General features: G+C 36.3%; 18 protein-coding genes and 1 pseudogene. 13 read left to right on the top strand and 6 right to left on the bottom strand.

Annotation, left to right across the window (positions count from 1 at the left end):
- Complete coding sequence (locus JFV29_RS03960) at window positions 1-1266, top strand: L-lactate MFS transporter (RefSeq protein ID WP_201181356.1); 1266 nt, start codon at window positions 1-3, stop codon at window positions 1264-1266.
- Between the two features lie 363 nt (window positions 1267-1629).
- Here JFV29_RS03960 and JFV29_RS03955 read toward each other — a convergent pair whose 3' ends face one another.
- Window positions 1630-2346 carry a GntR family transcriptional regulator gene (locus JFV29_RS03955; protein WP_053348019.1) on the bottom strand — a complete coding sequence of 239 codons (717 nt, stop codon included), beginning with the start codon at window positions 2344-2346 and terminating at the stop codon, window positions 1630-1632.
- A 294-nt stretch (window positions 2347-2640) separates the two neighbouring features.
- Here JFV29_RS03955 and JFV29_RS03950 point away from each other — a divergent pair, with 294 nt between their 5' ends.
- The 5 genes from JFV29_RS03950 to chbG are packed head-to-tail and all read left to right on the top strand — an operon-like array spanning window position 2641 to window position 6732.
- On the top strand, window positions 2641-2949 hold the full coding sequence (locus JFV29_RS03950) for a PTS sugar transporter subunit IIB (protein WP_053348020.1): 309 nt from the start codon (window positions 2641-2643) through the stop codon (window positions 2947-2949).
- Window positions 2950-2953: 4 nt separating this feature from the next.
- A complete protein-coding gene (locus JFV29_RS03945; protein WP_056526939.1) occupies window positions 2954-4303 on the top strand; it encodes a PTS sugar transporter subunit IIC in 1350 nt (449 codons plus the stop codon).
- Window positions 4304-4319: 16 nt separating this feature from the next.
- Complete coding sequence (locus JFV29_RS03940) at window positions 4320-4667, top strand: PTS lactose/cellobiose transporter subunit IIA (protein WP_056526942.1); 348 nt, start codon at window positions 4320-4322, stop codon at window positions 4665-4667.
- Window positions 4664-6007 carry a 6-phospho-beta-glucosidase gene (locus JFV29_RS03935; protein WP_053345416.1) on the top strand — a complete coding sequence of 448 codons (1344 nt, stop codon included), beginning with the start codon at window positions 4664-4666 and terminating at the stop codon, window positions 6005-6007. The genes JFV29_RS03940 and JFV29_RS03935 overlap by 4 nt, the downstream gene beginning before the upstream one ends.
- Complete coding sequence (gene chbG / locus JFV29_RS03930) at window positions 6004-6732, top strand: chitin disaccharide deacetylase (RefSeq protein WP_201181355.1); 729 nt, start codon at window positions 6004-6006, stop codon at window positions 6730-6732. The genes JFV29_RS03935 and chbG overlap by 4 nt, the downstream gene beginning before the upstream one ends.
- Before the next feature lie 455 nt (window positions 6733-7187).
- Here the strand turns inward: chbG and JFV29_RS03925 are convergent, their stop codons facing one another.
- The 5 genes and pseudogenes from JFV29_RS03925 to JFV29_RS03910 all read right to left on the bottom strand — a co-directional run bounded on the left by JFV29_RS03925 (window position 7188) and on the right by JFV29_RS03910 (window position 12764).
- Window positions 7188-8369, bottom strand: coding sequence for an NAD(P)/FAD-dependent oxidoreductase (locus JFV29_RS03925; RefSeq protein WP_201181354.1), 1182 nt, complete (start codon window positions 8367-8369; stop codon window positions 7188-7190).
- Between the two features lie 38 nt (window positions 8370-8407).
- Window positions 8408-8854 carry a DUF1641 domain-containing protein gene (locus JFV29_RS03920; RefSeq protein WP_053345419.1) on the bottom strand — a complete coding sequence of 149 codons (447 nt, stop codon included), beginning with the start codon at window positions 8852-8854 and terminating at the stop codon, window positions 8408-8410.
- A gap of 1420 nt (window positions 8855-10274) precedes the next feature.
- Window positions 10275-11261 carry an NAD(P)-dependent alcohol dehydrogenase gene (locus JFV29_RS03915; RefSeq protein WP_201181353.1) on the bottom strand — a complete coding sequence of 329 codons (987 nt, stop codon included), beginning with the start codon at window positions 11259-11261 and terminating at the stop codon, window positions 10275-10277.
- Window positions 11262-11330: 69 nt separating this feature from the next.
- Window positions 11331-12007, bottom strand: a pseudogene (locus JFV29_RS31570) (IS110 family transposase); the annotation flags it as partial.
- A gap of 196 nt (window positions 12008-12203) precedes the next feature.
- Window positions 12204-12764: a helix-turn-helix domain-containing protein gene (locus JFV29_RS03910; RefSeq protein WP_201181352.1), complete on the bottom strand. Its 561-nt coding sequence runs from the start codon at window positions 12762-12764 to the stop codon at window positions 12204-12206.
- Between the two features lie 98 nt (window positions 12765-12862).
- Between JFV29_RS03910 and JFV29_RS03905 the strand changes: the two genes are divergently transcribed.
- The 7 genes from JFV29_RS03905 (at window position 12863) to JFV29_RS03875 (ending at window position 19837) form a co-directional block, all read left to right on the top strand.
- Entirely contained in the window at window positions 12863-13561 is a 699-nt protein-coding gene (locus tag JFV29_RS03905; RefSeq protein ID WP_201183366.1) for an AzlC family ABC transporter permease, read from the top strand.
- The gene (locus tag JFV29_RS03900; protein WP_201181351.1) at window positions 13558-13884 is read left to right on the top strand and encodes an AzlD domain-containing protein; all 327 of its coding nucleotides are present in this window, start codon (window positions 13558-13560) and stop codon (window positions 13882-13884) included. Before JFV29_RS03905 ends, JFV29_RS03900 begins: the two co-directional genes overlap by 4 nt.
- Window positions 13885-14625: 741 nt before the next feature.
- A complete protein-coding gene (locus tag JFV29_RS03895; RefSeq protein ID WP_201181350.1) occupies window positions 14626-15081 on the top strand; it encodes an SMI1/KNR4 family protein in 456 nt (151 codons plus the stop codon).
- Window positions 15082-15278: 197 nt separating this feature from the next.
- The gene (locus JFV29_RS03890; protein WP_201181348.1) at window positions 15279-15986 is read left to right on the top strand and encodes a response regulator transcription factor; all 708 of its coding nucleotides are present in this window, start codon (window positions 15279-15281) and stop codon (window positions 15984-15986) included.
- Window positions 15983-17044 (top strand): ATP-binding protein, encoded by a 1062-nt coding sequence (locus JFV29_RS31345; protein WP_201181347.1) that lies wholly within the window; start codon window positions 15983-15985, stop codon window positions 17042-17044. Before JFV29_RS03890 ends, JFV29_RS31345 begins: the two co-directional genes overlap by 4 nt.
- 98 nt (window positions 17045-17142) lie before the next feature.
- On the top strand, window positions 17143-17919 hold the full coding sequence (locus JFV29_RS03880; RefSeq protein WP_053345427.1) for an ABC transporter ATP-binding protein: 777 nt from the start codon (window positions 17143-17145) through the stop codon (window positions 17917-17919).
- Entirely contained in the window at window positions 17897-19837 is a 1941-nt protein-coding gene (locus JFV29_RS03875) for an FtsX-like permease family protein (protein ID WP_201181346.1), read from the top strand. Before JFV29_RS03880 ends, JFV29_RS03875 begins: the two co-directional genes overlap by 23 nt.
- Window positions 19838-20016 lie beyond the last annotated feature (179 nt).

The raw sequence follows: 20016 nt of genomic DNA, 5'->3' as shown, positions 1-20016 counted from the left end.
ATGGGAAAAACAAAGAATCGGTGGCTGATTGCTGCCTCGGCAGTTGGGATTCACCTGTCGATTGGTTCTGTGTATGCTTGGAGCGTATTTACGAAACCACTTGCAAGTGAATTCGGATGGGATTTGACTGATATTAGCTTAACATTTAGTATTGCAATTTTGTTTCTTGGCCTATCCGCGGCATTTCTTGGACATTTTGTTGAAAAGTATGGTCCTAGAAAAGCTGGCATACTCTCAGCCGTTTTTTTTGGCTTAGGTATTTCGGGTGCTGGTGTAGCGATCAACATGGAATCATTGCCTTTACTTTATATTGCATATGGAGTTTTCGGTGGAATCGGACTTGGCGTAGGGTATATCGCCCCTGTATCGACTTTAGTGAAGTGGTTTCCAGATCGTAGGGGGCTAGCGACTGGTCTAGCCATTATGGGCTTTGGATTTGCGGCACTGATTAACTCACCAATCATTCAAAGTTTGATTGGTTCTATTGGAATTGCTAATACCTTTTTTACTCTTGGAACCGCTTACTTTATTATAATGATAGCTTCATCTCTTTACTTGGAGCCCCCGGAGAAAGACTGGCTACCTGATGGGTATAAAGAAAAAATTAAAATGGGAAAAGTGAAGCCATTGCAGGATCTTTCGCAACTAACGGCAAACGAGGCAGTAAAGACAAAACGTTTTTATTATCTCTGGCTTATGCTGTTTATTAATATTACCTGTGGGATTGCTATCATTTCAGCAGCATCTCCACTTGCTCAGGAAAGTATTGGATTGAGTGCCGTTGCAGCAGCTGCCCTAGTTGGGGTTCTTGGTGCTTTTAATGGCCTTGGACGTATAGGTTGGGCATCTGTGTCAGATTTCATTGGTCGCCCGAATACGTATACCGTATTTTTTTCCATACAAGTCATCGCATTCCCACTCTTGACAGTTACGGATAATCCAGTTGTTTTTCAAATTTTATTAGCGATTATTTATACCTGCTATGGGGGAGGGTTTGCTTCGATTCCAGCGTATATCGGTGATTTGTTCGGAACAAAGCAGTTAGGTGCTATTCATGGGTATATTTTAACGGCATGGGCAGCAGCAGGTCTTGTTGGACCGATGTTCGCTTCATGGATTAGAGAAACAACAGGTAGCTATTCCCAAAGCTTAATCGTTTTCACAGGTTTTTTCGTGGTTGCTTTGATCATCTCTATATTGATTCGCTTGGATATAAAGCGCTTGAAAAATATCAAGACTAACGATATTAAACAAATCGGTGTTTGATAATATCCTGACAAGTCTATTAATTGAATGTAAACATCTCCGAAGGATTGAGAAATCATAAATAAGTATGAATTGGAGTTCAGCAATAAACACCTTTTTATATTAAAGCTTTGTAGAATAATCTTGGTAAAGATTATATTATTAGCCACAGCAATCTTTATAATGATTGCTGTGTTTTTGTATTTGAAAAACCATGATTAAATAAAATATTGAATTAACCTTTTTAAATGAATTAAAAATGAGAAAACTTCCATATGGCACAATATAGGGAACATTATATTCCTTAGATTAAGAGAATTACATATAAAAAAACGAATTGCCTTATTGAAGCAAGTATCAGTCTTTTTTTAGTGTTTAAATATTTTAATAGTTTCGTTCAATAACAAAGTGTGCACGGTCGCCTCTAAAGAGGGTCTTAGAGAATTCAATAACCGATCCATCATTCTCATATGTGTATGTTTCTAACGAAAAACAGGGTGAACCATTAGGGACTTCTAACTTATCTGAAATGGAGTCATCGGCAAGGGAAAATTCCAAGTGTTCGACTGTTTTTTTTACTTTTAAACTAAACTGTGTTTCAAGCACATTAAAGAGTGATTTTTCACAGGCTTCAATATTCAGCCCAGGCGTTTTGTACCAAGGGAGATAGGCTATTTCATATTGAAGTGGGACATCGTTTACGTAACGCACACGCTCTAGCTTGTTGACAGGATCACCTACGTTTTGCTTGAAAAGATTGGCTAGGGTAGCGTTTGCTTCGATAACCTTTAAGCTTATGACCTTTGTAGAGGGGTTTTTCCCTTGCATCGTGACTTGCTCAGAGAACTTTTCAACCGTGCTTGTAAGAAATTGCTTCACTTTATTTTCCGAAACGAAAGTCCCTTTGCCTTGAACACGATAGATATAGCCTTCGACAGTCAATTGCTGTAAAGCAGTGCGAACTGTTGTCCTGCTTACTCCGTATATTTTACAAAATTCCGCTTCAGTTGGTAATTTTGTATTCGTTTGATATTCGCCGTTTTTTATTAGATCGATAATTGATTCCTTAACTATGGAATGCAATGCCGCTTCTTTATTCATGGTTTCCAAAGTGATTCCTCCTTAACTCTTTCCAATATATACATTAAGATTATCTCGGATAAGTTCAATAATCAACATTAAATAATAAATTTGTAGTAACAAGTAAAAATTTGTGTTGATATTTTCTATATTTGTAACTACAATATAAATACAGAGGCAATAATACCCAGTTTAGTAATTATCTTTTAAGGAGAGTGATGTGAAAAAGACAAATCATTGGTTGAGCAAAAAATGTGTGATTTCATTTATTGTAAAAATACAGAATAATCAATTATTAAAAAGGGGGTAATTTCAATGAATATCTTATTATGTTGTTCAGCCGGAATGTCTACAAGTTTGCTAGTTACCAAGATGGAAGACAGTGCAAAGAAACAAGGAGTAGATTGTAAAATATGGGCTGTTGGTTCTGCAGAAGTGAACAACGAAATGGATAAGGCTGATGTCATTTTATTAGGTCCACAGGTTCGATATCTTCTTTCTAAGTTACAGGAAGCAGGAAAAGAAAAAGGAATTCCAGTCGCAACCATCAATCCAATGTTCTATGGTCTATGTAATGGTGAAGAAGTACTAAAACAAGCCACTACTTTAATAAAAGGAGAATAAGGATATGATGACTTTTATTGATAAGTATATTATGCCTGGAGCTGTAAGGGTAGGGAATAACCGTCATTTACTTGCAATTCGTGATACGTTGATTGGAATGATAGCGATTACAATGATCGGGTCGTTTGCTGTCCTGTTTAATAACCTTGGGCAAGTCATCAAGCCTTATGGAAGAATGATGGAGGCCATTTTCGGCCCTGCATGGAATACGCTTGGCAGTGATATTTGGTTTGGAACCTTTGCGTTTATGACGGTATTCGCTGTGTTCGGTATTTCTTATAAACTAGCAAGATCGTACGGGGATGACGGTTTTGAAGCAATGTTGGTTTCTGCAGCCTGTTTTTTCTTATTATTGCCTCAAATCGGCAATGTCACTTTAACCATCGATGATAAGGATGTTACAGGTGGAGCGTGGGGATTCGTCAGCGTAAATTATTTTAATGCAACAGCCTTATTTACAGGAATAGTCGTTGCCCTTTTAGCAACAGAGATATTTGTTAGACTTTCAAGAGTAAAATATTTAGTCATTAAATTACCTGATGGAGTACCACCAGCAGTAGCTCGTTCATTTGCAAAGTTAGTGCCGGGTATGGCAACAATCTTTTTTGCTGGTGTGTTCGGACTACTTTTCCGTAAAGTTACAGATGGACAGGTATTAAATGACTGGCTTAGTAAAGTAATTGTCTCCCCCTTACAAAGTGCTGTAGATTCACTGCCATTTGCCATTTTACTAGTATTTCTTGTTCATTTATTATGGATGATTGGTTTACACGGACCAAATATCCTTGGTGGAATTACAACACCGCTTTTTGAAAGTTCGGGAGTGAAAAATATTGATTTATACGCACAAGGTGTCAAAGATATGGACCAATACGGAGTACTGGCAGGTTCTTTCCTAGATGCATTTGTTTATTTAGGTGGATCTGGAGCAACATTGGGTCTGATCATTGCAATGATCATTGCCGGCCGAAAACGTTATAAACAGATGATTGCACTTGGAGGGGCACCAGGGGTGTTCCAGATTAACGAACCCATTCTATTCGGATTGCCTATTGTTCTGAACCCAATGTGGTTCATACCATTTGTCCTCGGTCCAGTAATTACAACAGTTATTTCTTATATAGCAGTAAGTAGCGGAATGGTTTTTCCAATTGTCGCTAAGATACCTTGGGTTACACCACCGATTATTGGAGGATTTCTTGCTACAGGGGGACATATGTCGGGAGCGGTATTAGCTGCTATAAATTTAGTCATTTCAACAGTGATTTATTTACCATTCGTTTATGCCCAAGTGAAGATAGACACAAAAAATAAAACAGAGCTTACAAAAGATTCAGAAACGCTAAACGTTTAAGAAAGTAGTGATAAAAGTGGAAAAAGAAGAATTATACCAATTATCATTTCAACTGATTTTATATAGTGGAAATGCGAGAAGCTTCGCAATGGAAGCCATGCAAGAAGCGAAGAAAAAAGAATTTAATTCTGCTAGATTGAAAATCGCTGAGGCAGAAACAGAATTATTACAAGCCCATAAATTTCAAACTCAATTAATCCATGCAGAAGCAGGCGGAGACCAATTTGACCTTCCAATTCTCCTCGTGCATGCTCAGGATCATTTAATGACAGCCATGACGTTAAAGGATCTTGCGATAGAAATGATTGATCTGCGTGAAGAGTTTTTAAATGCAGATGCTGTGAAGGAGGGGACAGCAGAATGAGTAAGGGGTTAAAAATTGTCACAATTGGCGGCGGCTCGAGCTATACGCCGGAACTGATTGAAGGTTTTATTAAATACCATGAAGAGCTTCCTGTAAGCGAGATTTGGCTTGTGGATATCGAAGCGGGAAAGGAAAAGCTTGAAATTGTTGGGGACTTGGCAAGAAGGATGGTTGAAAAGGCTGGTGTAAAGATTGATGTTCATCTAACATTAGACAGAAAGAAAGCGCTTAAAGGAGCTGACTATGTAACAACTCAGCTACGTGTTGGTCAGCTCGCTGCTAGGGCTCTTGATGAAAAGATTCCACTGAAACACGGAGTTATTGGACAGGAGACGAACGGACCAGGTGGACTTTTCAAGGCATTTAGAACAATTCCTATTATTCTTGATATAGCTCGTGAGATGGAGGAAGTTTGTCCGGATGCATGGTTGATTAACTTCACAAACCCTGCTGGTATGGTAACGGAAGCTGTGTTACGTCACAGTAATATTACCAAAGTCATCGGACTTTGCAATGTACCGATTGGTATGGAGCGTGGAGTAGCCGATTTAATGAACGTGGAGCCCTCAAGAGTGCGGATCGACTTTGCTGGTTTGAACCATATGGTTTACGGCCTCGATGTATTCGTTGATGGGAAAAGTGTGAAAGATCAAATCATTAATCTGATAACAGATCCAGCTAAAGCCGTTACAATGAAGAATATTCACGCAATGGGCTGGGAGCCAGAATTCCTTAGAGCTTTAAATTTGTTCCCTTGTCCATACCACAACTACTATTACAAAACAGGAGATGTGCTTGCTCAAGAGTTGAAGGATGCTGAAAAAGGAGAAACACGCGCTGAGGTGGTTCAAAAGCTTGAAGAAGGATTATTCGAGCTATACAAAGACAAGGGGCTGGCTATTAAGCCACCACAGCTTGAAGAGCGAGGAGGCGCTTACTACAGCGATGCAGCAGTGCGTTTAATTTGCTCGATGCATTCGGATAAGTGTGACATTCAAGCGGTAAATACTATCAACCATGGTGCAATTGAGGGAATTCCGTATGGTTCGGCTATTGAAATTAGCTGTGTGATTACTAAGGATGGTCCGAAACCAATTAACGTAGGAGAGCTTCCAGTGGCGATTCGTGGTCTAATCCAGCAAATCAAGTCATTTGAAAGAGTGTCCATCGAAGCTGCAATCTCAGGTAACTATGATACTGCATTGCTTGCTATGACGATTAATCCTCTCGTTCCAAGTGACCGGGTTGCGAAACTTATTTTAGACGAAATGCTTGAGGCGCATAAAGATTTCTTGCCACAGTTTTTTGAAAAAAAGGAATTGCAGGATAACCTATCATGATTGAAGTTCTTGTAAATGCAGATGATTTCGGGTTAACTAAATCAGTAAATTATGGAATTTTGGATAGCCACAAATATGGAATTGTCAATTCAACAACAATCATGATGAATGCAAAAGCAACGGAGCATGCGATTGAAATCGCAAAGAGGACGCCCTCGTTGAAAGTCGGTATACACTTGGTATTGACATGGGGGACACCTTTGTTGAGCGATGTGCCGAGTTTAATTGACGATTCCGGACACTTCAAGAAACAAGGGGTGGTATATGGTGAACCAGCCGACATTTCTTTGCTTGAATTGGAAAGAGAATGGTCAGCTCAGATTGAAAGATTTTTAGAATTTGGTCTTTATCCGTCTCATTTAGACAGCCATCATCATGTACACGGGATTGAAAATTTTCTGCCGGTTGTAAAAAATCTGACAGAGAAATATCAACTTCCTGTGCGTAATGCTGGAAAACATTTTGCTGGTGTCCAAACCGTTACAGATGTTTTTCTTGATGATTTTTATGGAGAAACGGTGGTTGAAGATTATTTTCATAATCTCAAGGGTCGGGTAATCGATGGGCGCAGTGTGGAAATAATGACTCATCCTGCTTATATGGATGAAGATTTGATGCAAGTATCTTCCTATAATAGTAATCGCTTAAAGGAGACCAGGATTTTGACAAACGCAAGATTGCCAGAGGGTTTTATCCTTAGATTTGGCATCAACCAAGTTATTTAGTAGGTTCTTTTAGGGGCAAAGATTGTTTCTATATTTTATCGACTTTCAAAAAGGGACCATTCATCTCAAGGATGAATGGTCTCTTTCTATCCTTAGATAATGTATGGAATTTCTCTAAATGGGGGGGATTTTATGTAGGTATCTTCTGTTCAGGATTTGTGAAGTAGGGGAGGAAAGCCAAGAGACTTGGGTTGAAGTTTTTGGTGTAGTTGCAGACGTATCAATGAAAAATCCTTAATAATCTATATGAACTGGACCACGGGACTGAGAAAAAATATCTAGAATAGCTATTGTGAGTATGACCCTCGATCAAGCAATCATTTATTTTACTTCACGTTCCCCTTGTTCCAGTTCATGGAATACTCGATTTCCAAGCTTCCATTTAAAAATAATCATTTAAAATGGAAGCTTTCAATCATAGTGCAATATTACATTTCTTTAGTTCAACATTTCACTTAATAAGCAAGGCTGAACATTGCCTTAATATGAGACAGGTAACGAACATTACTTGCTTCTTTCATTAATGAAGCTGGTAGACCTTTAAGTGGGGTGTTATTAGCTCCAACTGTAGCAACAGCATCCTTACGACCAAGGCTAGCAAGTGTTCCTGAGTTTACAGGTGAAAATTCTTCTAGTTTTTTGCCTTCTAATGCTGCATATAGGTTGTAACCAACAAGTTCTCCCATTTGCCAAGCATTTTGTGCAGTTGGTGCGTATGGGCGGCCACCTTCTGGAGGGAAAGCAACAGCACTATCTCCTACAACAAATACGTCATTATGAGATTTAGATTGTAGATACTCATTAACAGTTGCTTTACCACGATCTACTTCAAGACCTGATTCACCAACGATAGGAAGAGCAGCAACGCCACCAGTCCAAACAAGCGTATTAGCAATGATAGTTTGTCCATCTTTCAAAGCAATTTCATTTCCTTTAACACCCGTTACAGGCAGACCTGTTAAGAATTCAACGCCACGTGCTTCTAAGCTTACCACTGCACGTTCAATTAAAGAATCAGGTAATACTGGAAGGATTTTTGGACCAGCTTCTACAAGCTTGATTTTCAAGTCTTTGAAGTCTACGCCAAATTGTTTAGCGATTTTAGGGAAATGATCAACGATTTCACCAACTAACTCAACGCCAGTTAATCCACCGCCGCCGATTACAATCGTTGCATCTGCTTCATTTTTTGTTTGTGCATATTCACGAATACGATCTTCGATATGTTTGTAAATTTTGTTAGCATCATTTACAGATTTTAGCACCATGCTATTTTCTTCAAGTCCTGGAATACCAAAGAATCCTGTTTGGCTACCTAAAGCTACAACAAGAGCATCGTATGATAAAGTAGAACCATTAGAAAGTTTTACTTCTTTTTTATCTACTGAGAAAGATTCCACTTTCGAAATGGCAAGATCGATATCTTTTCCTTTGAAAAGTTTCTCTAAAGGTATTGAAACAGCTGGTTCAGAAATTGATCCGCCTGCAAGACGGTGAAGTTCTGTGATGATTTGGTGTGTTGGGTATTGGTTCACCACTGTTACTTGGACTTCATCTTTATTAAAATATTCACGAACAGTTAATGCAGATAGTAATCCAGCATAGCCTGCACCTAAAATGACGATTTGTTTTGACATATTAATCCCCCGTCCTTACTAATTGAAAGTTTAAAGATTTATTTTTTTAGACTATTTCGTTCTGCTGAAATTTCAAGAAAAGCACTCGCGAAACGGAAAAGCTTTTGTGCTTGTGGGTCTTTCATCATTCTTAACAAACCGAAAAGACCGATTACATCATTGTTTTCTTCTGCACGATCTTTAGCTTCGATTGCATTAGCTGCAAGCCCTTTCACTGAATCAACTACAGGTACAGCGATTTCTGTAATCGCACTAACCGTATCCTTTTTTAATACTTCATCAGTTGCTACTGATTGAGCAAAATCATAAGACTTTGTCAAGATACTTACTAGTTCAGTCAATTTTGGCAATTGCTCAACTAAAGTATTCAATGATTCCTGAACCTCAGGCTTTAAAAGCTGATCCAGAATATCCAGTTGTTCTTGGTTTGCAGTGAAATTAAATGATTCTTGTTCAGGCTTTGTTTTTGAAGCTACATCTACCATATCTATTTCCCCTTTACGTTAAACTTAATTTGCTTTGTATTAAATTTAAATCTTCACTACTTATCATACGACTCTAGACACTTAATTTCAAATATATTTTTTATGTTATGAATATAACTTTAAAGTTATTAATTTAAGTTAGTATTTGGGATTTATCATTCATCTTAATATTTCAAGAAAACATTAGAAGTATTCTATGTATAACACTTATTTCCATGGGGATTTAAATAGACTTCTTCCTCCTCAGTAACAGCATTTTACACCAAAAATAGGAGACACTTTACTTCCTTGAAATAATGTTAGTACCAAACAAATAATAATTGGACGTTTTCACGTGTACTCCATGTCATTAGGATTACTAGAATTTATAGTTGTTATTCAGGATTTTTTAGAAACTAATTATTTTGTTCATATGAGAAAAAAGTCAAAGAGGAACCATGAACTTCTTGCGGCTTTTGCTGACCAGTTGTTCAAGACGAAAAGATAAGTAAATGAGGCACAGATCCTTACTTAATAAAGTTTTTTTCTTTTCTTATCTTATCGTTGATATATTCAGGAAAGGGATTTTATTAATGCATTTCTAAATATCAAAAATACATTTTGAGGTAATCTTGGATCCGCAAGTGAGAGGAATGAGGTAGATAGTATAATTTTTACTTCATTAAATTGTTTTTTATTTTGGATTATCGTTTATGCTTCATTTCTAGGGAATTAAATTTCGAATGTGGATATTACTTACTTCCTTGTGCTTTTGGTTTAATCTTGAGTGTCAAAAGCGTATAAAAGCTTTCAAACACGAAAACTTTTCAAAAAAATCTCTGAGGTTAAAGTTCTTCAAACGGATCTAGGCAATTTAAAGCAGTGAGCTCAGTGAGTATATTCAAATCCAACTGAAATTAAAAGTAGGAGGGACCACTTGAGGTAAATACCGAAGTTAGGTGCATGGTGGATGCTAAAGCCTATCTAGGATAAGAAACTTGGGTAGAAGCATCTTTGGTTTTCGACGGAGGTAGGGATAAGGCTGATTTAAACATACTGTGTTAAATCCTCCAAGGAAAAATAAAGTAGTTTGGAGGAAGTGTGGACCGTTGGTGAATGAATCATTCCATTTGAAACAATTGAAGAAGCGATTAAAGTAGTTTAAGTATTTTCTTCTTCAATGTAGTGTAGTGCTTTGAGAAAAACGCAATATTTAAACAAAGAAAAAATCCCTGTTTGCGATTAAAAAGTAGGGATTTTTTTGCATCATAATGAATAAGGGAAAAGGATTCGGATTGGTGTTTATTCAAGAAAAGCACCCGTTAGCTTAATGATAGCTTGATGTTATCTTAATTGAAAACTCACTCTTGTGTTTCAATGGTTTCCTAACCCATAAACAGATTCCATTGCCCTAATCATTGATAGAATAGTGCTCCATTTATTAGGATTTGCTATTATGTTCCACAGTTATGACGACATTTCCCTTCTTGTGTCCTTTCTCGACATATCTATGAGCTTCAACTATCTCTTCAAACGCATAGTATCTGTCAATGACCACTTTTAACTTCCCCGTCTCAACAAGTTCTTTGAGGAAGTTTAGAGCTTCGGAATTTTCAGGTGAATTTTGACCCAAAATTAATTTCCTGTTGCTTGTCAATTTGTTCCATAGCATTCGCACACCAGGTAATGGTACAGTGACGTTTATATAGGTTCCGTCCTTCTTTAGGGATTTCATACAACCTGAAAACGAACTTTTGTCTACCGCTTCAAAAATAACATCGTAAGTCTCGCCCTTACTCGAAAAATCTTCTCTAGCGTAATCAATTACCTGATCGGCTCCCAGAGATTTTACCAATTCTAAATTCGTGGTACTGCATACCCCTGTAACATCTGCTCCGAAATACTTGGCAATCTGTACTGCATAACTTCCTACACTTCCTGAAGCACCATAGACAAGAACCTTTTGACCACTCTTAATGTTAGCTTTTCTAAGATAAAACAATGCTGTTCGTGCCCCAATTGGAATGGCAGCGGCTTCTTCAAAAGATAAATTGTTGGGTTTAATAGATACTGGTCCATTTTCAGGTAGACACTTATACTCGGCATAAGCACCATAACCAATTTGGGAAGCTGCAAAAACCTGGTCACCTTCCTTAAACTGCGTGACATCTTTACCTACTGACTCAACTTCCCCAGATAACTCCAAACCCAATATAGATTTTTTGGGACGTCTAAAACCAAGTGTTATTCGAGCAGGCAGCCAAACTGAAAGAGGAACTGTAAAACTCCTTGACCGAATATCTGCTACTGTTACGGTAGTCGCTTTTACTTTTACCAGTATTTCATTTTCCTTAGGAGTAGGTTTTTTTACCTCTTTCAACTGAAGAACGTCGGGTGGACCGTACTTTGTATACACAATTGCTTTCATTTATCCTCCTCCAATTCGTTCTATTCATTCATATCTACGAACACGAATAAATAGAACGAAGTTTTCACTCTTTATTATCAACTGCTGCCTTCCAACGAGATGTACAGTATTGGGCATAACTTCTACTAGTGTTTCTGCAGCCTTCTTCGCAACATTTGTTGCACCTGCTTTTGATATAGCTTTGTATAATTTCTCTTCAGTCGATGCTTTCGTGAGTAACCTATAATAATTTTTGAACTTGATTTTTGCTTCGAGTAAGTTGAATATTTAAATACCAATATCGCATAACGGTTCTAAATAGGGATTGTAATACCGTTTGTGGTCTAATAAGGGTAACGCCTTGCATGAAGATGTAATAGCTTATGCCATCCCTAAAAGACACTACCTTTGCACCCATTGAATTTGAGTTTCATTGATCCCTAAATTATTTTTGCGAAATTCTCCAACAGATTTATTTTCAACTTGGAACAAATCATACCCTTCATTTAGTAAAGCCTGTTGAACCAAATATGAATAATGTCCACAAGTGGGCTCTAGTAAAATCAAAAAATCCTCTTTTGTTATACTAAACTGTCTTTCTATTTGTCTTAGAGCTTATAAAAACTGAGCAATTCCAGAACTATCGATGTTGAATTTCATGGTTTTAGTGCGTTTCCAAGCTATCCTTTCGGGTGTAAAAAAGCATATAATTTAATACAAGAAGCGACATGAAAGCTAGCTCCTATATTAATGTCAGGATTATATTGAAGATGAAAACAAGAGTAATTGAACAAGAATGAGTCTTTATGAGCATCTTCTAAACCCAAAAATGCCCGCATTTCAAGTGAAATGTGAGCATTTTTTTATCTACCTTAAATTAATTAATATTAAATATCTTATGCTTCATTCAATAAGAAACTAACTATGAAGGACATCATATACGTTGGCTATTTTAGAACTTCTTTAATGAATGTCGTCAGGATAATAGATAAGTATGTAAAAACTAACTAGTTCTTTTGAAGAGTTTATATAGCTATGTTCAGTACTAGAACTAAAGTTAATTGTTTCATTAGTAGTTAATACAAACTCCTTACCATGTATATCAATTGTAAGTTCACCACTTTTTATCAGTATATATTCTTCACCGAGATGCTTTTCTGATATATGACTATATCCAGGCTTTAAGTCTACTGTAAAAATTTCGAATTTTTTTTCTGGATGATATGGAAAGATAGAATAGACAAGATAATTTCCATTATTATCAATTACTGGAGGTAGTTGATTAATGTTTATTTTTTCAATTTGTGGCTTTACAGCTTCCTTCATAAAAACAGAAAAAGATACTTGCAATCCATTTGCAATTTTCCATAGAGTAGTGACGGTTGGACTAGACTTCCCTTTTTCAATTTGAGCTAACATCGCTTTGCTAACTCCCGTAAGATTAGCTACTTTATCTAAACTCAATCCTCGTTTTTTTCTTAAATTGACAAGATTATTGGCTATAACCTCTTCAATAGGTTCCATAAATAATCCTCCATTAAACTTATTGTTGTTTATTATAACATACAAATGTACAATATAACAAACAAGGAGGTATTAATGAAGTGTTAAAAGTAATTGATATGGACGAAAACATTCTTACATTTCATCAAGGGGTAAAAGATTGCATTCCAACCTTAATAGGATACATCAGTATTGGAATTGCAGCAGGAATTGTTGGAGTATCTTCAAATCTGAGTATTTTAGAAATTGCTTTATTATCAACATTAGTTTATGCAGGTGCATCTCAGTTTATCATTTGTGCATTATTAGTGTCAGGAAGTCCAATTTCAGTCATTATATTAACGACTTTTATTGTGAATTTACGAAATTTTTTATTAAGTATGACCCTAGCTCCTCACTTTACTAAATATTCTTTAATGAAAAATATTGGTATTGGAGCACTTGTTACAGATGAATCATTTGGTGTTGCCATTAACAAAATTATTAAAGGTGAAAAGATTAATGATCAATGGATGAATGGATTAAACATAACAGCCTATATATCCTGGATCATATCCTGCGTTTTAGGAGCGATCTTTGGTAAATGGATTTCTAATCCAGAAATATTAGGATTAGACTTTGCTTTAACAGCAATGTTTTTGACATTACTTGTTTTACAATTACAAAGCATTAAAGAAGGCAAACTTAAGCTTTACATATCTCTAGTCCTGTATGTTGTAATAACAATGTTCCTTCTATGTATGTTTGTTCCTTCTCATATAGCTATTATTTTAGCGACTATTATTGTTGCAACAATCGGGGTGATGAGAGACAAATGAGTTTTAACTTAACCATTATTCTTGTAATTTTGGGATGTGCAATTGTAACCCTTATTCCAAGAATTATTCCATTTTTGGTTGTAAGAAATATTACTCTTCCAATGCCCATAACTAAATGGCTTTCATTTATCCCTATTTGCATTCTTACAGCACTTGTCGTTGACAGCATTATCATTGAAGATGAATCTCTAATATCAATTGATTGGAGTGTACTTACTGTTATTGTACCAACTCTAATTATAGCCTTATGGACGAAGAGTTTATCAGTTACAGTAATAGCTGGAATAGTTCTTATGGCTATTGTAAGGTATATATTCAATTAACAGTTTTAATAAATGCATATTAGATTAGCTAATATTTAATTAATTTCATATTTGAGAATCAAAGGTGTTTATTCAGTTATCGGGAGCATGAGTTTAAGAATGGGGGTCGCCACGCCATAAAATCGTCACATTCAACCTTTTAATAGGGGTGTGGTGATTATTGGCATTTTGGATAGGATACAGAACTTGAATGTTGAAAACCAATACCTGTGTTTTTGCTTCTTTCATTCTAGCTATATAGACTAAATCTTTTGTTTTATGTTCTAGTTTTAAGACCTTCTTCTACACATTTTTTCAAAATTTATATTCGCTCTAAGCGGGGAGAAATCCTTTTTTAACAACGTTTGTTCTTAAGTTGACATAGAATTGTAATAAAAAAATATCAGAAAATACTGAAAAAATTAGTAAAATTATGTTAATATATTTAAAAAAAGTATTTTTCAAGGGTCTCATCGAGAGAAGAGCTAGGGGGCGTTGTCAAAGCTTTAATGGTCGCCAGGACTTATTCCGTGAATTATCATCGTAAAGAATAATCAACTTGGCTATTTATTTTAGCAAAAAGACTGAATTTTGGCTGAAAGGTAATAGGTAAGATACCTATATTGTTAAAAAACCTCAAAAATAGCCCCTAATTTGAAATTTCGAAGTGAATATTTCTTGAAGAATCAGGATTAGCATGTAGTGAAGAGTAATATATTAATAGTATGTTGCTACACATAAAATTGAAATGGAGTTGATAGAATGGTAAATATTACTGGATACGGAAAAGGCTCGCAAGATGCAGTAAATAACTTTGAAAAATATGTGGGTTTTGAAATCCCTGGGGATTATAAACAATTTCTCCTTGAATATAATGGTGGTACCACTACTGTACAAAACTGCAAGTTTTATGTGGATGCGTTAGACACCCTCGTTTGTTTAAATGTATTATATGGATTGGATCTTGAGGAAAAAGAGCTTGATTTACAGAAATGGCATGAGGAGAATAAAAAAGACTTACATAAGAATTGTATAATCATAGGTAATGACACGTATGCTGGTAAAATCTTGCTTATATATAACGAAGAGGAAAAAGGAGTTTATTTCTGGGATCAGGGTTGGTATTCGGATCCATCAAGCCAGGATGAAAATATATATAAGGTTGCAGAAAGTTTTAAATCTTTCATTGAGGGACTGAAGATCCCAGAGGAAATCTAATTTTATTTGAATCCCCTTGATTGGCTCTGACCTTTCAAGGTTTTTTATTGTGAATTTACAAAGAAAGCACAGATTGATATGATTTCTGAGTAGAAGGGAAATTATTACATAAACAAGAGATGCATTTTCGAATAGGTATATTAATTTCGCAACGTGTAAAATTTGGTATTGCAAACTATTCGTTAGAGGAGGAAAAGATGTATAAAATCTTTTTGGTTGAAGACGATGTCAAAATAGCTGCAATTTTAATCAATTATTTAAAAAGATACGGGTATGAAGTTTCTGAAGCTAAGAGATTAGACCATGTCTTTGTCGAGTTTAAAGAGATGAAGCCTGATTTGGTTTTAATGGATATTAATCTACCTTTTTTTGATGGCTTCCATTGGTGCCGCCAAATGAGGACGATTTCAAAAGTTCCCATTTTATTTATCTCAGCAAGGACTGATGAAATGAACCAAGTCATGGCAATTGAACATGGTGGTGATGATTATATTACAAAACCATTCCATTTGGAAGTCGTACTAGCGAAAATAAAGAGTGCTCTTCGACGGGCATATGGCGAGTATGCGGGAACATCATCACTCCATCAACAGGTAAAAGAAATGGATGGATTAACCCTTTATACGGAAAAGGCGATGATTGAATACCAGCAAAATCAGGCGATATTAACCCAAAATGAGTTTCGTTTATTGAATTGTTTAATTCGACAGTACGACACCATTGTTTCTCGTGAAGATTTACTTGAAGCCTTATGGAATGATGATTCATTTGTTGATGATAATACTTTGACAGTCAATGTCACAAGGGTACGGAGAAAACTCGAAGACATTGGCGTCAAACATGCCATACAAACCAGCAGAGGAAAAGGGTATCGGCTCAAGGTAATGCAAGGTGAAGATAAGTGAATCTACTTTCCTTTATAAAAGACCGTCTTTATTTTATATTTTATACCATTCTATTAGGATGTTTGCTTATTCTTACATATGTATTAGTCATTCTAGAAGCGGGAAATCAGATATCGATATCTAATATCTTCTATATGATTGTTCTCTCCATTTTTATGCTGTTACTATTTTTAGCGATTGATTACATAAGGCATTACCGTTTTCTTAATCAGTTAGTAAGGATGAAGCAAGAACCGAGTTTGACTTTTGAATTTGTCGAAATCTTTATGAATCCTGTGACAAAGGAACAAAAAACATGGATTGAGCTTTTTCACCAAATGAACCAGGCTACTATTACGCAATTACAAGAACAAATAAAAATGAAGGAACAATATGAGCTTTTGATTCACCAATGGGTTCATCAAATGAAGACGCCTGTTTCAGTCATTTCTTTACTAATTCAAGAAGGGAAAAGGACATTTTCGGATGAGTCGATGAATGGTTTTCTTAAAGAGCTTGGAGAGGAAAATGACCGTTTTCGCAGGGGGCTGGAAATTATTTTACACGGAGCAAGGCTGCAGCGTTTTTCTGAGGATGTAAAGGCCGAGCCGATTGATTTAATAAATCTAGTCAAGCAAGTAATTAACGAGGAAAAAAAACAGTTCATTCAACGGACCATTTATCCCAAGCTTGAAACTGAGAATGAGAATTTTCAAGTGCATTCAGATCGTAAGTGGCTCCACTTTTCCATCAGTCAAGTTGTCTTTAATGCATTGAAGTATTCAAGGCAGGGAGTGGGGGATACTATTACGTTCAGCATTACAGAAAAAGGTCGTGATATTGTCCTTTGCATTACGGATCAAGGCATAGGAATTGCCCCTCATGACTTAAAACGAGTGTTTGATCCATTTTTTACAGGAGAAAATGGACGAACACAACAAGAGTCGACGGGAATGGGATTATACTTAGTAAAGGAAATCGTTAACAGGCTTGGACATAGGGTTAGCATTCAATCGACTGTTTCTGAGGGATCTACAGTGCAATTTCTCTTTAACACAAATACCTTACATGAAAGATGACAAAATTGTAAGGTTGTTAGGCGGTTATGTAATAAACATCGATGTGAGCCTCCTGCTTTATTCTTTATACTTTACTTTAGAAAGAGGAGGTCATATAGATGGCGATATTAAAAACAGAGCAACTATCCAAAACCTATTTTCAAAAGCAAGGAAATTTATTTCATAAAGCGTTAGACAACTTTACCATGGATGTTCAAAAAGGGGAGTTTGTTGGGGTGATGGGACCATCCGGGAGCGGAAAAACAACTTTGCTGAACCTAATGGCAACCATTGATAGGCCTACTTCTGGGAAAGTCATTCTAAATGAAAAAAACCCTAATGAATTGAAAAACCGTGATCTTGCTTTGTTTCGCAGGAGGGAAATTGGTTTTGTTTTTCAGGATTTTAACCTTCTTGATACACTCACAGTTCGTGAAAATATTCTTCTTCCTTTAGCGTTAGATCATTATAAACAGCAAGAAATGGAAGATCGAGTAAATCAGTTGGCACATCTTCTTAGTATAGAGGGAATTTTAGATAAACGGACTTTTGAAATTTCTGGAGGTCAACAGCAACGAACCTCATGTGCAAGAGCAATGATTCACGAACCATCCATTATTTTAGCGGACGAACCGACAGGTAATTTAGATTCCAAATCTGCCAAGCAGGTGATGGATACCTTCACAACGCTTCAGAAGGAAAAAGGGGCATCCATACTAATGGTCACCCATGACCCAACTGCTGCTAGTTTTTGTGATCGGATTCTATTTATTAAAGATGGTAAGTTCTTTTCTGAGGTTCACAATGGAGGGGTAAGACAGAGCTTCTATCAACGGATTTTAGATACGTTGAGTGTACTGGGAGGTGGCTATCATGAACCTTCGACATCTCGCTAAGAGAAATATCCAAGGAAATACCCAACGTTATCTTGCCTATTTTTTCAGCATTGTCTTTTCCGTTTCAATCTTTTTTATCTATGCATCCTTTATCTTTCATCCTGACATAGTCAATGCAAATATTAGTGGTGGGCAGATTGTGCGTGTTGCGCTTATTGCGGCTGAAATAGTAATCATTGTTTTTTCCGTTTTCTTTATCTCTTATTCTAATACAGCTTTTATACAGCCGCGAAAAAAAGAGTTTGGTTTGCTCACACTATTTGGAATGTCTAAATCTCAACTTAGAAGACTAATTTATATGGAGCAAACGATTGTGTCTCTTGTATCGATTGCGATTGGGGTAGGTTTGGGATTTTTATTCTCAAAGTTGTTCCTAATGATTGTTTCGTCTTTATTAGCGGTCGATGAACCATTAGCATTTGTCTTGGTCCCTAAAGCTTTTGTTTATACGATTGTTGGTTTCTTTTTATTATTTCAGTTATTATCACTCCTATCTTTGTTACAAATCGAAAATTTAGAGGTAGTCGATTTACTAAAAGATAAACAAAAACCAAAAAAGATGCCATTCGTATCCAAGTGGTTAATTGCATTATCCGTAATTTGTTTAAGTATTTCTTATTATTTGGCAGCTACTATGACACTAAACAATTCATTACTACGAGTATTGCCGATTTTATTTTTCGTGCTGATTGGTACTTATTTTTTATTCAGCCAAAGTATTGTTGCTATGTGCAGAAGGCTGTATAGGAAGAAGAAAAGCTTATATAATGGGACGAATTTAATTACTCAAACTAACCTTATTTTTGATATTAAGAATTATTCGAGATTATTCTTTTTGACTTCGATTATTACTGCTGTCATTTTGACAGCAGCTGGAACGCTTTTTATGTTCACTGCAGATTTAAAGAAGCAGGGGATGGATAACATTCCACAAGCAATCGGCTGGATAGAAAATGATGCTTCTGTTTATTCCGTTATTGAGCCTTCAGAAGTAGAGAAAACCTTAAAGAAAGATGGATTTAAGGTACCCTACAAAGTCAATGTGACAGGTGTGCCGGTTACAACTATGATTCCCCAAATAGGTACAGGAGAACCTAGTGAAAATCAGTCATTATTAATCTCGGAAAGAGACTATAACAAAGTCGCAGCATTTCGAAAGCTAGACCCTGTCGAGTTGTCGGGAGATGAAGCATTATTTATTTTTCCTTATGCAACACTAGATTCTCAATTCGTACAACGAGGTGATCAAAAGGAACTTCATTATGGAAAAAATATCATACAGGTAACTATGTTAGGGCAGCGGAATCAAACCGTAATAGCCCCAATCGGATTAGCAACTACTCTGATGGTTGTCGATGATAAGTTGTATACTGATATTACTGATAATGTGCCTCTAAAACAAAAGGTAAGGGTGCGCGGGTACGAAGTTAAAGATTGGGAGGATGCATTAGAAGCATCTGAGAAAATCGAAAAAATAGCTATTAACCCTGAACAGAATAAAGTGCAAACAAGAGCACCGATTTATGAGAAAGTGAGGCAGGGAAGTATGTTAACTCTATTTATCGGCCTGTTTGTCAGTTTATTATTCTTTATCGTCCAAGGAAGCATGATGTATCTTCGTGTGTTTACGAATTTGGAAGATAAAAAAATCCAAATTAATGCTCTGCATCGAATGGGGTTAACAGGAAAAGAAATCCGCAAAATCCTAAGTGCTGAGATACGCATTCTATTTTTTGTTCCTTTTGTAATTGGGATGATTCATGCGATCGTTGCTTTCGTCGCATTAAGTAATTTATTGGGCTCTAATTTGCTCGGCTATTCGGCTATAGTTATCGGAACCTATTTTCTTCTTCAGCTACTATATTACCAAGTAACAAAGATAATGTATGAGCGGGCAGTTATTAGTACGATTAAATAGAATAAGGTGCCAATTAAGAAGGAATCAGACGCTTATTCTCTGATTCCTTCTTGTTTGATATTAAGATATTGAATCCAGAGGTTTTTTCTGGTGTGAGCTACGACTATGAGTGGGAACCTTTGGTGTTCCCTTTCAAATGTTTCTATCCTCATTCTTAAGGAACAGGCCAAATTCAATTT

The sequence above is a fragment of the Peribacillus sp. TH16 genome (genome assembly GCF_016651095.1).
In the GTDB taxonomy this organism is placed as follows: domain Bacteria; phylum Bacillota; class Bacilli; order Bacillales; family DSM-1321; genus Peribacillus; species Peribacillus butanolivorans.
This window is presented reverse-complemented; position numbering and strand designations above follow the sequence as displayed.

Excerpts from the sequence above, each read along its gene's own strand:
- JFV29_RS03905 (WP_201183366.1), top strand. The coding sequence starts at position 12,863 with ATGGACGAAAACATTCTTACATTTCATCAAGGGGTAAAAGATTGCATT.
- JFV29_RS03960 (WP_201181356.1), top strand. The coding sequence starts at position 1 with ATGGGAAAAACAAAGAATCGGTGGCTGATTGCTGCCTCGGCAGTTGGG.
- JFV29_RS03900 (WP_201181351.1), top strand. The coding sequence starts at position 13,558 with ATGAGTTTTAACTTAACCATTATTCTTGTAATTTTGGGATGTGCAATT.
- JFV29_RS03910 (WP_201181352.1), bottom strand. The coding sequence starts at position 12,764 with ATGGAACCTATTGAAGAGGTTATAGCCAATAATCTTGTCAATTTAAGA.
- JFV29_RS03890 (WP_201181348.1), top strand. The coding sequence starts at position 15,279 with ATGTATAAAATCTTTTTGGTTGAAGACGATGTCAAAATAGCTGCAATT.
- chbG (WP_201181355.1), top strand. The coding sequence starts at position 6,004 with ATGATTGAAGTTCTTGTAAATGCAGATGATTTCGGGTTAACTAAATCA.
- JFV29_RS03945 (WP_056526939.1), top strand. The coding sequence starts at position 2,954 with ATGATGACTTTTATTGATAAGTATATTATGCCTGGAGCTGTAAGGGTA.
- JFV29_RS03955 (WP_053348019.1), bottom strand. The coding sequence starts at position 2,346 with ATGAATAAAGAAGCGGCATTGCATTCCATAGTTAAGGAATCAATTATC.
- JFV29_RS03875 (WP_201181346.1), top strand. The coding sequence starts at position 17,897 with ATGAACCTTCGACATCTCGCTAAGAGAAATATCCAAGGAAATACCCAA.
- JFV29_RS03935 (WP_053345416.1), top strand. The coding sequence starts at position 4,664 with ATGAGTAAGGGGTTAAAAATTGTCACAATTGGCGGCGGCTCGAGCTAT.
- JFV29_RS03925 (WP_201181354.1), bottom strand. The coding sequence starts at position 8,369 with ATGTCAAAACAAATCGTCATTTTAGGTGCAGGCTATGCTGGATTACTA.
- JFV29_RS03950 (WP_053348020.1), top strand. The coding sequence starts at position 2,641 with ATGAATATCTTATTATGTTGTTCAGCCGGAATGTCTACAAGTTTGCTA.
- JFV29_RS03895 (WP_201181350.1), top strand. The coding sequence starts at position 14,626 with ATGGTAAATATTACTGGATACGGAAAAGGCTCGCAAGATGCAGTAAAT.
- JFV29_RS03915 (WP_201181353.1), bottom strand. The coding sequence starts at position 11,261 with ATGAAAGCAATTGTGTATACAAAGTACGGTCCACCCGACGTTCTTCAG.
- JFV29_RS03880 (WP_053345427.1), top strand. The coding sequence starts at position 17,143 with ATGGCGATATTAAAAACAGAGCAACTATCCAAAACCTATTTTCAAAAG.
- JFV29_RS03920 (WP_053345419.1), bottom strand. The coding sequence starts at position 8,854 with ATGGTAGATGTAGCTTCAAAAACAAAGCCTGAACAAGAATCATTTAAT.